We start from the raw sequence: 14,312 nt of genomic DNA on the forward strand, positions 1-14,312 counted from the left end.
ATATACAATATTTTTAATTTACAATGTCTAGGGCAGCGTCTTTTGTTAATTATGATGGCTTGTGAAAAGCGCTTTGTCATTAAGGTGTCGTGAGGATACTTTAGCCCTTTAACTTATAAAAAGGTTTTATTAATCAATCACAACGGATGGTATTAGATGACTCAAGTTATTAAATTTTTAAGCCTATTTTTATTGGCTTTTAGTATGAATACTTTTGCACAAGATAAACAATGTATGGAAGTTAGCCTGACTGGTACCCTCGGTGGTCCAGATGTTTATAAAGGACTTGCTGGTGCAGGCACTTTAGTGAAGGTAGGGACAATCAATAATGGTTGTAGTGATATTTTATTACAATTTGATGCTGGTAGAGGGACTGCATTAAGACTTGCAGAACTTGATGTGCACCCCAATATGCTCGATGCCGTCTTTCTGACGCATTTACATTCTGACCATACTGTTGGGTTAATCGATATTGCACAAACTCGCTGGCACAGTTTTTCGAAAAAACTTGATTTAGTCTGTAGTGAAGATGTAGAAGCTAATGGTGTATTTGCTCGCGTAATGAGTTGCGAACAATTTGCTATTCATATTGCTGATGCAGCGTTATTTGCAGGTGAAATTACACAGAGAATATCTGAAAGTAAAAAGCGTAATAAGAATGGCCCTAATGATTTGATTAATTTTATGCCTGTTGCATTACCATTAGCCAATAAACCTAAAGTCGTATGGCAGTCTGGTGAAATTATTGTGACTGCAATTACTTCCTCACATATTCCTGGTAATTTATCTTATCGAGTTGATTCTCCAGCCGGTTCTGTCGTTATTGGCGGAGATGCAGGTAATGATAAGTTAACACCTCCACGCATTAGTTCGACTTCAAAAAATGTTGAATTATTGTCTAAAGATGTTGATATTTTAGTACACTCCACCATTCATCCATATATTGGCCCTATCTATGGTAGTACTTTTCCTACACCAATCTTTTATCGACAAAGCACCTCAACGGATCTCGGAGCATTAGCTAAACGAGCTAATGTTAGTCATTTAATGTTAACGCATTTAGTTCCAGCTATTGGAGCTGAAAAATTAGGGCCACATACTGTCCCTGGTGGCGCCTTAAGTGAAAAAGATTACTTAAAATCTACACGAGAAAGTGGTTACCAAGGGAAAATTTATGTTGGCAAAGATTTAATGACAGTGAGGTTGCTGCAATAAGTCAGTTTAGTTGATTCTGTTTTATGATGATTGTGGCTTGAGAAAGCGATTGGTTAACATACTTTATAATGCTGATGAAGCCATAATAAGTAAGAAAAACTATAAGTGCTTTCGCACTAGTTGCCGTGGTCAAATCAAGTTTATTTAATAATGAGAGTGACATGAACAAAACTATGGCCTACAAAGTAATACTTCTCGCTATGTTATGTTTGTCTATTAACGTATCTGCTACAAATGCAAAGGTAGACTCTCGTGAATATAAAATATTATTAAACCCGAGCTTATTTACTGGTGATGAATCAGTCAGAATAAGTAAAATAAGCGATTACTGGAAAGTATTGAAAAGCCTGATTGAAAAGGGCGCTTTAAAATCCGAGGCATCAGGTTATTTAAGCCTAGACAAAAGCAGGACTGTTTCATTTTATGATGTTCAAGGCAGTTGTGACTTACTTAATGCGGGTTATAGTTTTCGAGAAAGAGTTGAAAATGGCAAACGTAAAGTCACCTTGAAGTTTCGTAGCGCAGATCAATTGCTTGCTAGCGCACAAGATCTTCGCGGAACAAAGTCTAAGGCTAAAAGTAAATTTGAAGAGGATGTTGCAGTGCCTTTCATCAGTACCTATTCATCTTCAACTACACAAAAAATTGGAAATAGTAAAAACTTGAATAAAATGAATGATCCTATCGGTTTATATCCAGGCTTAAAAAATAAACACTTTGATGAAAACCTAGCGATTGAGAAAGTGAGTGATTTAACTATCAATGAGTATGTTTATAAAAGTGCAAATATTGACATCGTTAATATAGCTGGCGTAATGGATACCGAGTTCTCGTTAAGCTTATGGTACAACGAGTCAGTAAGTACGACACAAGCAATCGTTGTTGAAATCTCTTTTAAATCTGACAATGAGCATGAAAAACTTAATAAAAATGATAGTCGCAATATTAGTAATAACAGCAGTAGCAATAGCAGTAATGAAGCCAATCATGCAAAAGAGCTCTTTATGGTTATGCAAGAAAATCCACTTTTAGCCAAGTGGAATTCAACTGACTCATTGAGTAAGACAGCGACTGTTTATCAATATGATAGTCGTTTTTGTAACTAAAATACTAAAACTCAATAGTTATACTAGCCACGCTAATTAATTGATCAATTTTACTGGTTAAAATAACTTATTGCTTCGTTGTAAATTTCGTATAAAGGAACAAGCATATAACATATTTTAGTTAATTCTCCGACAAACGATTAACGAAGTTAATCTTCGAAAGACCTCAATTTACGCCTTAAACTACGTCATTTGTCCTGCGTAAAATCTAGAACACTTATTTACTGTAATCAGTATTAAAGTGAAGTCAAAGTAACAGTAGCAAACGAACATTATCGATAGGGAGGTAGTCAGTCTATCAATAATTATTTACAGGGGAAATTTCCCCCAATAATTGTTTATAGAAGCTTAGGATTGTCTTTTTATTTTTTCTTTAACTGACTTCTGAAATTAATTGACGAACCTGTTCTGGGATTAATGGCCTCACTATACGCGATACTTCATTACCATTTTGTAAGATAATTAATGTCGGCCAAAGTTTTACCTTGAAGGCTCTTCCCAATCGCTTACTTTTTCCATCATAAATTTTAATATGAGACAATTTTGAGTGTTCATTCAATACTTCTTTAACAGCTGAATGTGCCGCCTGACAGTGCACACACCAAGGTGCACCAAACTCAAGCAGCACATTGCCGTGTAACTCACTTATTTGTTTGAATGAAACTGTTTCTTCTTCGTAATCAGTTTTAAAGCCAATATCATTGTTTTCCATTTTATTTACTCCACGCGATGAATTACATGAATAGTCGCTAAACGCTTTCTTCACTCATAAAATATCTCACTAGATTGAAATAATACAGTCGGTAGTGTCTAAAATTACTTCTACCGCTGATAAATTTAGGTGTAATACCAATCACACTAATTAACTGATCTATTTTACTGGTTAAAATAACTTATTTCTTCGTTGTAAATTTCGTAAAGGGAACAACCATTTAGCTCAATTTACGCCTTAAACTAAGTCATTTTTCCTGCGCAAAATTTAGATCACTTATTTAATGTAATCGGTATAACACGGGCAACTTACGTATAACAGGAGGAAGTTTACTTATAAGACCGATCACATTAAATACGTTATTTTAACCAGTAAAGTAGATCAGTTAATTTATTGATAATAGAAGAAACGACAAAGAAGGTATGTATTTTAGATCATGCTGAAAGGTTAGAGTTGTTGTATATTTCAGTGCTAAGTCATTTTCCAATAACTCGTTATCGCTTTATACAAAACCAATTAAACTATACAAAACCAATGGCACTGTACTAAATAAAAAATGAATGAGATTATGTTTGATTTTTTGATATTTAAATTATTTGTACTTCAGTTTTAATGTTCAAGTTGTCGATGTTTAGTATGATTTATCATCATACTCGCTTTTATTATCTAGAACTAAGGTTAAATAATAAAATTTATTGTCCTTGATAAATAACAGTTTTTACAAACTCAGACAGTTATTTATCAAGGACTCAATTTCAATAAAATAAATACTTAATATTTAAATTGTTCCAATAACTTGTTTAATTCATTCACATTGGTTTTAAGTGTTTGTCCCGTTGTATGTACCATCATAATATTGTCTTTGTTTGAGTGAGATACAGACGATATATTAACAATGCTTTCTTCGATTTCTGACATTACTTGGTTTTGCTCTGCTGTTGCAGTGGCAATTTGTGCATTCATTTGATTAATATTTTTCATGTTCTCAGCAATGACACCAAATGAGAGCGTTAATGCTTCAACTTTACTATGTGAGTTGGTTGCGTTATCTCGGCTAACAGTAAATACATTGATAACCTCTTCAACGTTTTCACGTAAACGGTTTACTATTGTTTGAATATTTTGTGCTGATTCTTGAGAACGACCTGCAAGTGAACGCACTTCATCAGCAACAACAGCAAAGCCTCGGCCACTTTCACCTGCACGAGCAGCTTCGATAGCTGCGTTAAGTGCTAATAAGTTCGTTTGTTCTGAAATGCCAGAAATAGCATCTAACATAGCTCCAATGTTAGCACTATCATCACCTAACCTTTTGACCACATCTTCTGCTGAGCTCATCTTACTGGCTAACTCTGCCATTTGCACTGTAGTCGAAGTACAAATGTCCATACCTGTAGTAATGTGTTCGTTAACCGCTTCTGTTTCATTAGAAGCTTCAATCGTGAACTGAGATACTTCCTCTGATGTAGCTGTTAATTGATTAATGGCCGCTGCAGTTTGGTCGGTTTCTTTAACTTGCATTTCCATTGCACTGTGTGTTTTTTGAGCAGAGTTTTGTAATGAATCTGATGTATTACTCAGATCTTTCATCGTTTCACTTACTGCTTCAATCACAGTCTGTGTCTTTTTAATAAAACTATTAATATGATGTGCCGTAATACCTAATTCATCATTTTTAGATTCATTTAATCGTTTGGTTAAATCGCCTTCTCCATTGGCCAAATCATCTGCCATATTAGTCATGACATCTAATGGTTTTAATAAACCACGGCTGGTCATGATATATAACAAGATTAATACCAATAAAAATATACCAGATAATAAATAAATAGAGGTTTGAATAAGTGCTGAATCACTGGTTTGCTTGTTAAGATTTTCCTGTGAATTCAACTTGGCTATTTCCATAACACTTTCGACTTGGTCTGTAATCGCGGCGGCAGCATCGTCGAACTCAGGCATTATTTTATTACCGCCATTTGGACCTTCTTCAATATAAGCATTCGCCATCCGCTTACCTGTTGCAAAATAATTATTAAGTGTTGGTAGCATCTTTTGATAGAACTGCGCATTGCTGTCATCTAATAACGTTAATTCAGATAATAACTTTACTGCAATCTGATAATTTTCCTCAGCGACTTCTATACCATCGTTGAGACCATCTTGTGCTCTGGTTGCACTGATATCTGTTAGCCATTGTTGAACCTGAATAACGGCTATCTTTAATTCATAATTTTTGAAAAGGATAGGTTCAATCGTTTCACCTATGAGAATGGAGGCTTTATGAATGCGATTACTTTGATAAATCATAAATGCAGATTGAATAAACAATACTGTTATTAAGCAAAACAAAGCTAAATACATTTTTTTTCTTATCGTCATCATAATTCTCATTAAGTTAGTTTTGTTATTGTCAAATATAGAGTTATTCAACATTTTGAGTTTGAGGTTTTTTTAAATAACCTTTCAAATAACAATATATGTTATATGGTTACTACTAAAGTAGTAACATTTTTGATTATTGCAATTAAATTAAGTTAAAACTGTGTTTATTTACATAAAGTTAAATAAAACTTACTAACGGTTGTAAATGTTAATTGACTTTAATTTATAAGTTATCTTCTAAATAGACTTGTAGAGATCTATAACTTCTCGACTATGATTCAATTTAATCAGCCATAACTAGTCTTTTAATTACCTTTTATTACAGCCATATTTTTGCTTTATGAAGGTGACTTTGAAAATATAGTTGATGTTTTTTTTGGTTTTCATGCTCTTTTAAATCATTTTATATTTTTTACTTAATACTGATTATATGAGCAGTACGACAAGGCTTCTCTTTTAACATTATTACTGTTTTACCGTTATTACAACGTTGCACCACATCACTAACTCTATTATCGTAGTTGCCTAATATGATTAAATTTAACGTTCAGATTTGTACTCTTTCACGCAGATATCTCAGATTTTTCGAGAATCGAGAATCGATAAACGTTAATCCACAAGGTGATGTTCATGACAATATTAATTATTCTAGGGATGTTATTTTTAGCTTTGGTATTGATGGTGGTTTTAGGTGAGCGCTTTGCCAAGCCAATCGATCAGCAACAACAAGCTAAATACAGTAAAATATTACCTATATTGGTTTTTATCATGTTGATCGTTGCCTTAATAAAAGCAGTCGTTGAAAATGGGGGCTTTTAAATAAGCCATATTTTTAAACTCTATTTCTAAACTACATATTTCTAAACTACATCTAAAAAGAGAAATGACTTTTTTGTCTTATAAAAATAAAGTGATCAGCTAAATTAAATATAATTATAAGTCAAACATCTGCATTTACTGCAATTTTCTACTTAAAAGGTATGTCTTATATGTACTCGGTTACAGCATTTTAGTGTAATGATTCAATTGAATTAAAGGAATAAAAATGAAAGTAACATGTCCAGGCTGCCAAGCAAAAATTAACGTTAAAGATATCAAGAACATTAAGAAGAAGGGACTGCAAGTAGAAAAGCAATGTCCTTCCTGTCATGTTTGGTTTAGTTTAAATACAACACTCTCATTTATGAAAATGTTAGGAGTATCGTTATTACTCATCACCAGTTTACTCAACCTGTCTGGTACTAATAGTGAATATAGTTTGTTATTTTCAAGTCTTGGTTTTGTGGGCATTGTCATAGCACTATTAATCACTTTCTTTGGTAAAAATGAAATAGTAGCTAAGCAAAAAAATTAACCTTGTTGTTTATTAAGTCATGCTAATTACACTAATTAAATTCAAATCTGGATGCTAAGCACCTCTATTGTTTAATGCCATCTATAATAATAAAAGCCAAAAATACTGATATTAAATCATATTTTGGAGTTAGCATCTTGATTGCATTAATAAAGTTTATGCATCGGTTATTTATGAGTTATTGGATTACTATAAATATTAATGATAATTGTTATCATTTTTATTGATCCGCTTCGTTTTAATTGTTATGTTATAACATAACTGTGAAATGGAGAGTTAACAATGAAAGAAAATATCCATCCTAATTACCAAAAAGTTGTGTTTCATGACACGGCAGAAGACGTTTATTTTGTTATAGGATCAACCTTACAAACCGATAGAACGATAGAGCATGAAGGGAAAATTTATCCTTATTTACCTATCGATGTATCGAGCGCATCACATCCTCAATACACAGGTAAACAACGTGCCGCTAAGCAGGAAGGGCAAATTGCTAAGTTTAATAATCGTTTTGGAAGCCTTAGGAGCAAGTAATGAAGGTATTGAGTTCTTTAAAAAGTGCCAAAACACGTAGTTCAGATTGCCAAGTAGTGAAACGACGTGGGCGTACCTATGTCATTTGTAAATCGAATCCGAGATTTAAGGCTGTACAAGGTATGAAGAAAAAACGTTGATCGACTGACCGTTCGCTATTCTCTTATTTATTGCATTCGTTCAAAGGTAGCTAACGATTAACTCATTAACTCATTAACTTATTTCATTTTCTAAAGTTAATGAGTTAACGGGAAAGTTTTCAAGCTGTCTCTTTTTTAATCTTTAAAAATGGGGGTTAAATAGTCATTGCCAAGCTGGCTCATTTGTCGCTCAATCCACATCACCCTTTGGCTAAGCGTTGCAGTCAAATTGCGAGGATCCCGTGTTTTGGGACTCGGTAATAACACCGCTAATTGTGCTGTTTGATGTTTAGTAAGATAACGTGCCGATTTATCAAAATAATGTTGGCTAGCTGCTTCGACACCATAAATACCTTTACCAAACTCCGCCACATTTAAATACACTTCTAAAATACGTTGCTTACCCCAAATCGCTTCCAGGCTAAGCGCTAAAGTAGCTTCCAGTGCTTTACGCATAAAACTTCGGCCAGACCAAAGGAAAATATTCTTCGCCGTTTGTTGAGTAATAGTGCTTGCACCACGAAGGCCGTCACCATCACTGTATTGTTCAACGGCATTAATTATAGCTGTAAAATCAACACCAAAGTGTTCTGGAAAGCGTTGGTCTTCAGAGGCCACAACAGCCAAAGGCATATACGAGGGTAGTTTATCGATACTGATCCATTTTTGAGTTACTGGATAAGAGCTTTGCAACATAAATGCCGTTGTCGGTAATGGCACAAAGCGAAACATCAGTAAAATCAGACCAACAAACAACATCAATACTACCAATATACGCCATACCTTCGACCATATTTTACTCAAAAAACTAGATTTACGCTTTGCCATTCATTGTCTCTAATTGGGGTTAGCGAGGCGGTAAAATTTGATAGCCTCGATGTCAATTCTCATCATTAAATGGGTATTAATGATTTCATTAAATAATTAATTTAAAAGTGTCCTTTTATCTATTTGAAAGGGACAGCCGTTAATAATGCCATATTTCTAATATTTTATCTCTATCATTGAGGATAGTGCATATTGAATAGATTAAAGCTAAAGCTTATAAACGTTTATTTTTGATACTAAACGCTTATTAAGTCAATACTGTCGTATCGGTCGGTTGTATTTAATTTTTGGGTTACTTAGTATTGTTACTTACTTTTTATCCACCGGGTTTTTAATAATATGAAAAATAGTTTATTAATAGGTATTACTCTGGCTTTTGTCGTTTCTTGTAAAAGTACTCCCACTAACGTCACGGACGATCCGAGTGTAGCGTATTCACCTATTGTAGTTGATCAATCAAAAGCTATTTCCTTATTTAATGGAAAAGACTTAAGTGGTTGGAAAATACATGGCACTGAACAATGGTATGTAGAAGATGGATTATTAGTTTGTGAAAACGGCGTTGATAATACATTTGGCTATTTAACCACCATTAAGCACTACAAAGATTTTGAATTGACCTTAGAGTATAAACAGGAAAAAAGAGGAAACAGCGGTATCTTCGTACGTTCAACTGTTGAGGGTAATAAAGCGACCGGCTGGCAAGTTGAGATTGCGCCGCCAGGACATTATGCTGGTGGAATTAATGCATATAAAAGAGGGTGGTTAGCTAAACCTAGTTCTTCAAAAGATGCCGTGATTAAAATGGGGGAGTGGAATAAAATGAAAGTTCAGGTAAAAGGTGGCTTAATTATTTCATGGTTGAATGGCACTCAAATGGCCACTGTTAATGATTCTGAAATAAGTCAAAGTGAAGGAGGGGTTTCATTACAGATTCATGGTGAGAATAAAACAAAAATAAAATGGCGTAATATTAGATTGGTTGAGTTATAAGTTATAGGGTTAATTTTGTCTTTACTCATAAACTATGCTGTTATGTTATAAAGTAAAGGCATTGATTGATTTAGAAAAACTTAACGAACGGAAGAGTGCCGTTATTTTTAATGTTGATTCGTCTACGCTCATCCTGTCAGTTTTATTGTTGTTAGCTTTGGTTTCACTCTATCTGCGAACATCTTTTTCTTAACAGAAGAAAAAACTGGCCATCGAATCACTTTTATATCCAATTCATTCATTTTAAATGTAGCGTTTCGAACGTGTACCCCTCTCCATGCACTAGCCTCAACTAATCCAAATATCCTGTTTGACTTTATTAAAATAAATGAACTGATTAGAAATGCTCAATAGTGTGAGAATTGTAGACATATTGAGTAATACCAAAAGAATTAATAAGGTTTTATTGTTAACTTAACGGAAAAAAGCAAGCTTTGATCCCTTGAGCATATTGATTAAAGTTACACTGGTTGTTAATTTCCTTTGATTATAATTGTTAAGCCTTCGATTCTCATGTATTCAATTTGAAAATAGTAGGTAGTTTATTCGCAGGTAATAATGCGAGTAGCATGCCGACCAATGAACATAGACCTCCTACAATATGAAACCAGTAGATTGACTCGTCAAGAAAGATAATGGCTAATATTGCACCGAATAACGGCATTAAAGTGATTGATAATGAAGCGCTTTCTGGGCCAAGACGTACTACGCCATTTGTCCAAAATATGTAAGCAAGTATTGACGGGAAAACCCATAGATAAGCAAATAAACTTAGGTGTTCCAATGAGGGTAAATAAAACTTAAAAAATACCGCTTCAATAGCATAACCAATCATTAAAAAAGGGAGTCCAAGCATAACTAATAGATACAGCACCGTTATAGCCGGCAATTTAAGTGACATTTTTTTTAATAGCACTGTAAATAATGCCCAAACCACTACAGCAGTAATCATAAACAGGTCACCTTGACTAAATTTAAGGCTCAATAAATGTGGTAAATATCCTTTTGTTAAAATTAATAAAACACCCAGTATTGATATCGCCATACCAATCGACTGCATTAAACGTGGGCGATTACCTAGTACTCGCCACGCAATCAATAATGTCGCAATCGGTATTAGTGTATTAATTAGCGTAATGTTAACGGCTGTTGTAAAGTTTGCAGCCACATAAAGCAAACTGTTATAAAGCGCGATACTTAATATCGCCAGCCCAGATAAAGGTAATAAGTGAGGGCGAATGGTTGGCCAACTTTTAATCACACGCGGTAGGGCAAAAGGTGTTAGTAATATAAATGCACCAATCCAACGGAACAAGTTCATGGCAATAGGGGCTACTTCAGGCATAAAACCACGCGCTAGAATGGCATTAATAGCCCAAAATAAATTAGTCATCAACAAGCCTAAAAAAGCCATCCATAATATACGATTGTTCGTTGATGTTGAGTCAGCCGTCACTGTGTTAGTCAATGTTCTCTCCATAGGATTGTTTGATAAAAGCTTTTCATACTAATTGTTTAAAGAAATAAAAGACATGAATTAAATGTTTAACCTTAGATTTAGGGAAGGTTCACCATTAATAAATAAGTAATTTTAATTATCAGTTTAATTATCAGAGTATGAAAATAGTTTAACTTTGGAGTTAAATGTTAATGGAGGAGCGGTTTTTATTATTTTGTTCTATTATCGGTTCTATTTATTGATTACATCTTGAAAAGATCATCTGCTTTAAGCTAGTTTTAAAAAAGTAAAAGTAAAAGAAAATGATCTTGTCTATTTTTTAAATGAAATTGATCAATTAATTATTCAGTTTTCTTTTCTTTGTTGCTAGTTGAAACTCCAAAAGGTAAATAAACGGGACACCAACCCAGCAGAGCGGTAAGCATTAGCACTACACCAATTGCGCCCCACCAACTTAAATACCATAAACCTATACCAATAAGTACCGCTCCGACAATAATACGCAGCGTACGATCAATACCACCTACATTTTCTTTTATCATCTTAAATTCCTATTGCTTCTAATCATAATTAAGTTAGAAAATAGCTCTAACGTAAGATATTTACAGGATTATAGAATTAAAAACATCAACGAATAGTTAATTTTTTGATGCAAATCTAGTTATATTTTAATAATCAAAATATTGTTCAGAAACTGGTGATTTTGGCGTTATAAATGCCTCTCTTTTTTGATGAGTTATTTTATATAGGTTGAACGGTAGCCTGGCCGTTTTTCGCATTGCTACTTAAAAGTCTATGGGGGGCCAGGTTTGATGCATTCCTGTCATTGCTTTAATGGCAGATCAAATGGTTTATTTCTAAGATGAAAATGTATGGGGGTCAAGTTTTGGTATCCTTGGTATTTCGTAAAATACGACTATTTTTAAAGGTTAATTACTTTAATTTCATTCTTATTCAGCGCTAGTTGGCAATTAACCATAAATTGATTTAATAAATAATCATTTTTAACTTACACTAAATGGGTATTATTTTTTAGCCACTTATAAAATGAGAGTGATATGTTTCTTCCAAATGATGTACTGGCGCGTAATAACGTCAAAGTAATTGGTAATGGGTCTAAAACATTAATGCTGGCACATGGCTTTGGTTGCGATCAAAATATGTGGCGCTTTATGACGCCTGCACTTGAACAACAATTTAAAATTGTGCTCTTTGATTATGTCGGATCAGGCAGTTCTGATTTGTCTCAATATGATAAAGAGCGCTATAGTCGTCTTGAAGGTTATGCGCATGACATCGTAGAAATAGGTGAGGCGTTACAACTCTCTGATATTATTTTTATTGGGCACTCTGTTAGTAGCATTATTGGTAGTCTTGCAAGTATAGAAGCACCCAAACTTTTTTCAAAAATGATCATGATTTGTCCTTCTCCTTGTTTTTTAAACTTCCCCCCTGATTATTTAGGTGGGTTTGAAAAACAAGATTTACAAGAATTATTAAATTTGATGGATAAAAACTATATTGGATGGGCAAACTATTTAGCGCCATTAGTCATGGGTGACAATAATCCAAGTGAACTTACTGGTGAACTTTCTAGTAGTTTCTGTTCTACAGACCCTGTTGTTGCAAAGGGTTTTGCTAAAGCCACTTTCTTGTCTGATTATCGACATATATTAAAAGAAGTGAAACAACCTACATTAATATTTCAAAGTAAAAACGATTCATTAGCTTCCCCTGAAATAGGGAAGTTTATCAATCAAAACATAACCAATAGTGAACTTGAATTGGTAGAGGCTGATGGGCATTGTTTACATATGACTCACCCTGACCAAGTTACAAACACTATCTTTAAATATTTAAATAAATAATGAAAGACAAGCAAATCAATACTGCTTCGTCTATCTCAACCTATACATTAAATAACTTTCCCAATGGTGTCTTTATCACTAATACATCAAAAGAAATTGTTTATTGTAATGATTACTTTTCGACAGAGTTGGGGTGGGAACCTGGTGAGCTGATTGGAAAAAGTGTAGACATTATTTTTACGCTAGCTTCTAAGGTTTTTTACCAAACTTATTTAATTCCAACACTCTTACACGAAAAAATTTGTGAAGAAATGCAATTAACCATGATCAATGGAAAGGGCATTCGCATTCCAATCACAGTTAACGTTAAAAGTGATAACGCCGGTCTAATCTACTGGAGTTTTTTTAACGCATCAAAACGTGATAAATTATACGAAGAGTTAATTCAAGCTAGAGAAACACTTGAACAACAAGCGGAGCAGTTAAAACTACTTGCATCAACAGATGAATTAACCACTTTACTAAATAGAAGAGAAATGAAGTATAGAAGTATTCTAGCGATTGAACTAGCAGCAAGATCTCACTATTCCGTTGCACTAATACAACTTGATATCGACCACTTTAAAAAAGTAAATGATATGTATGGACATCCCGAAGGTGATCGTGTTTTAAAAGAACTCGGGATACGATTAAAAGAATTTGCACGAAAAACAGATTTAGTTTCTCGCTTTGGTGGTGAAGAGTTTTTGATTCTACTACCCGATACCAATAAACAAGATGCGATACTGTTTTGCCAGCGTTTACACCAATTAATAGGGGAAATTAAAGCTGGGGATTATTACACCAAAGCCAGTATAGGGCTCACGATTAGCAGGCCTGACAGTATATTTAAAACACTTTATACTGAAGTTGATAATGCATTATATAAAGCCAAAGAGTCGGGCCGAAATAGAACAGAACTTTACAACAAAACGTATAAAAAACCTTAACTACGCGATCTAATTTTTTATTAAAATAGGCCTCGTTACTTTACCTTTATAAAGGTTGATTAAACTCCCTCAATAGAGCTGAAGCAACTCCAAACTAACACCTAGAGCCGTTTCTTACACTTCAACATATTATTAAGCACATATAGCTTGTTCAATTTCGTACTCTGCATTTTTAGCTTTTTTGCCCCATGCTTTTTCATGAAAAAAGTAAGCAAAAGAGTTGATTGCTGGCTCAATGGTTGCCATTAGTCCACCTATAAAAGCATCACCGGTTAAAGCATAAGTAACAGCAAAAGCAACATTAAAGTGAATGATTGCAAAGCTTACTGTTTTTACCTTGGTCATTGACTCTCGCTTTTTAAGGAAAGGCAGTTGTTGCCAAGCTTTTTCATGAAAGTAAAAAGCAACGGTATTGATTGATGGCTCGATAACAGCGATCAAACTACCTAATAAAAAATTACCCGTTAAAGTGAAAGCAACGAGGGTTGCGATGCTGAAGTGAATAACTGCAAAAGTAATTGTTTTGGTCATTGTCTGTTCCTTGTAATAGATTCTCTGTTTTGTGTGGTCATTATTGATAATTATTATCATTAAGTAAAATGGGAAGTTTCTATTCTATTGATAGGTTTTGTGGTGTTAATTTAATTATTTTGATAGGATTTTCGTTTTGATAAAATTTCAGTTAGTTAGGGCGTGTTGATCTTTGGTGCTCAATAATTACTCTGCATGCATAGGGAGCCACATAATAGTGAATGCTAAAGCAACCATGCTTGCATAATTTTGTTCTAATTT

General features: G+C 33.9%; 15 protein-coding genes. 9 read left to right on the forward strand and 6 right to left on the reverse strand.

Going from position 1 to position 14,312, the window contains the following annotated elements; translation table 11 throughout:
- Positions 1 to 156: 156 nt before the first annotated feature.
- A complete protein-coding gene (locus V6255_RS09650; RefSeq protein WP_341627959.1) occupies positions 157 to 1,215 on the forward strand; it encodes an MBL fold metallo-hydrolase in 1,059 nt (352 codons plus the stop codon).
- A 161-nt stretch (positions 1,216 to 1,376) separates the two neighbouring features.
- Positions 1,377 to 2,321 carry a hypothetical protein gene (locus V6255_RS09655; protein WP_341627960.1) on the forward strand — a complete coding sequence of 315 codons (945 nt, stop codon included), beginning with the start codon at positions 1,377 to 1,379 and terminating at the stop codon, positions 2,319 to 2,321.
- Positions 2,322 to 2,694: 373 nt separating this feature from the next.
- Here the strand turns inward: V6255_RS09655 and V6255_RS09660 are convergent, their stop codons facing one another.
- Together V6255_RS09660 and V6255_RS09665 are read right to left on the reverse strand one after the other, a co-directional pair.
- Positions 2,695 to 3,033 (reverse strand): thioredoxin family protein, encoded by a 339-nt coding sequence (locus V6255_RS09660; protein WP_341627961.1) that lies wholly within the window; start codon positions 3,031 to 3,033, stop codon positions 2,695 to 2,697.
- A gap of 771 nt (positions 3,034 to 3,804) precedes the next feature.
- Positions 3,805 to 5,415, reverse strand: a complete 1,611-nt coding sequence (locus V6255_RS09665; protein WP_341627962.1) for a methyl-accepting chemotaxis protein — start codon at positions 5,413 to 5,415, stop codon at positions 3,805 to 3,807.
- A 630-nt stretch (positions 5,416 to 6,045) separates the two neighbouring features.
- On the opposite strand from V6255_RS09665, the gene V6255_RS09670 reads away from it, so the two are divergent.
- The 4 genes from V6255_RS09670 (at position 6,046) to ykgO (ending at position 7,443) form a co-directional block, all read left to right on the forward strand.
- Positions 6,046 to 6,234 carry a hypothetical protein gene (locus V6255_RS09670; protein ID WP_341627963.1) on the forward strand — a complete coding sequence of 63 codons (189 nt, stop codon included), beginning with the start codon at positions 6,046 to 6,048 and terminating at the stop codon, positions 6,232 to 6,234.
- A gap of 226 nt (positions 6,235 to 6,460) precedes the next feature.
- Positions 6,461 to 6,769 carry a hypothetical protein gene (locus V6255_RS09675; RefSeq protein WP_341627964.1) on the forward strand — a complete coding sequence of 103 codons (309 nt, stop codon included), beginning with the start codon at positions 6,461 to 6,463 and terminating at the stop codon, positions 6,767 to 6,769.
- Positions 6,770 to 7,051: 282 nt separating this feature from the next.
- A complete protein-coding gene (locus V6255_RS09680; RefSeq protein WP_341627965.1) occupies positions 7,052 to 7,303 on the forward strand; it encodes a type B 50S ribosomal protein L31 in 252 nt (83 codons plus the stop codon).
- On the forward strand, positions 7,303 to 7,443 hold the full coding sequence (gene ykgO / locus V6255_RS09685; protein ID WP_025562424.1) for a type B 50S ribosomal protein L36: 141 nt from the start codon (positions 7,303 to 7,305) through the stop codon (positions 7,441 to 7,443). The genes V6255_RS09680 and ykgO overlap by 1 nt, the downstream gene beginning before the upstream one ends.
- Before the next feature lie 135 nt (positions 7,444 to 7,578).
- Here ykgO and mtgA read toward each other — a convergent pair whose 3' ends face one another.
- Positions 7,579 to 8,271, reverse strand: coding sequence for a monofunctional biosynthetic peptidoglycan transglycosylase (gene mtgA / locus V6255_RS09690; protein WP_341627966.1), 693 nt, complete (start codon positions 8,269 to 8,271; stop codon positions 7,579 to 7,581).
- Between the two features lie 339 nt (positions 8,272 to 8,610).
- On the opposite strand from mtgA, the gene V6255_RS09695 reads away from it, so the two are divergent.
- Positions 8,611 to 9,264: a DUF1080 domain-containing protein gene (locus V6255_RS09695; RefSeq protein ID WP_341627967.1), complete on the forward strand. Its 654-nt coding sequence runs from the start codon at positions 8,611 to 8,613 to the stop codon at positions 9,262 to 9,264.
- Between the two features lie 511 nt (positions 9,265 to 9,775).
- Here V6255_RS09695 and V6255_RS09700 read toward each other — a convergent pair.
- Both V6255_RS09700 and V6255_RS09705 read right to left on the reverse strand, forming a co-directional pair.
- Positions 9,776 to 10,732 (reverse strand): DMT family transporter, encoded by a 957-nt coding sequence (locus V6255_RS09700; RefSeq protein WP_341627968.1) that lies wholly within the window; start codon positions 10,730 to 10,732, stop codon positions 9,776 to 9,778.
- Between the two features lie 332 nt (positions 10,733 to 11,064).
- Positions 11,065 to 11,265, reverse strand: a complete 201-nt coding sequence (locus V6255_RS09705) for a DUF2892 domain-containing protein (RefSeq protein WP_341627969.1) — start codon at positions 11,263 to 11,265, stop codon at positions 11,065 to 11,067.
- A gap of 516 nt (positions 11,266 to 11,781) precedes the next feature.
- Between V6255_RS09705 and V6255_RS09710 the strand changes: the two genes are divergently transcribed.
- Entirely contained in the window at positions 11,782 to 12,591 is an 810-nt protein-coding gene (locus tag V6255_RS09710; RefSeq protein WP_341627970.1) for an alpha/beta hydrolase, read from the forward strand.
- Positions 12,591 to 13,520 carry a sensor domain-containing diguanylate cyclase gene (locus V6255_RS09715; RefSeq protein ID WP_341627971.1) on the forward strand — a complete coding sequence of 310 codons (930 nt, stop codon included), beginning with the start codon at positions 12,591 to 12,593 and terminating at the stop codon, positions 13,518 to 13,520. The genes V6255_RS09710 and V6255_RS09715 overlap by 1 nt, the downstream gene beginning before the upstream one ends.
- 132 nt (positions 13,521 to 13,652) lie before the next feature.
- Here the strand turns inward: V6255_RS09715 and V6255_RS19325 are convergent, their stop codons facing one another.
- A complete protein-coding gene (locus V6255_RS19325; protein ID WP_425355921.1) occupies positions 13,653 to 14,051 on the reverse strand; it encodes a DUF2061 domain-containing protein in 399 nt (132 codons plus the stop codon).
- Between the last annotated feature and the right edge of the window lie 261 nt (positions 14,052 to 14,312).

The organism is Psychromonas arctica (assembly GCF_038155225.1).
Classification (GTDB): Bacteria; Pseudomonadota; Gammaproteobacteria; order Enterobacterales; family Psychromonadaceae; genus Psychromonas; species Psychromonas arctica_B.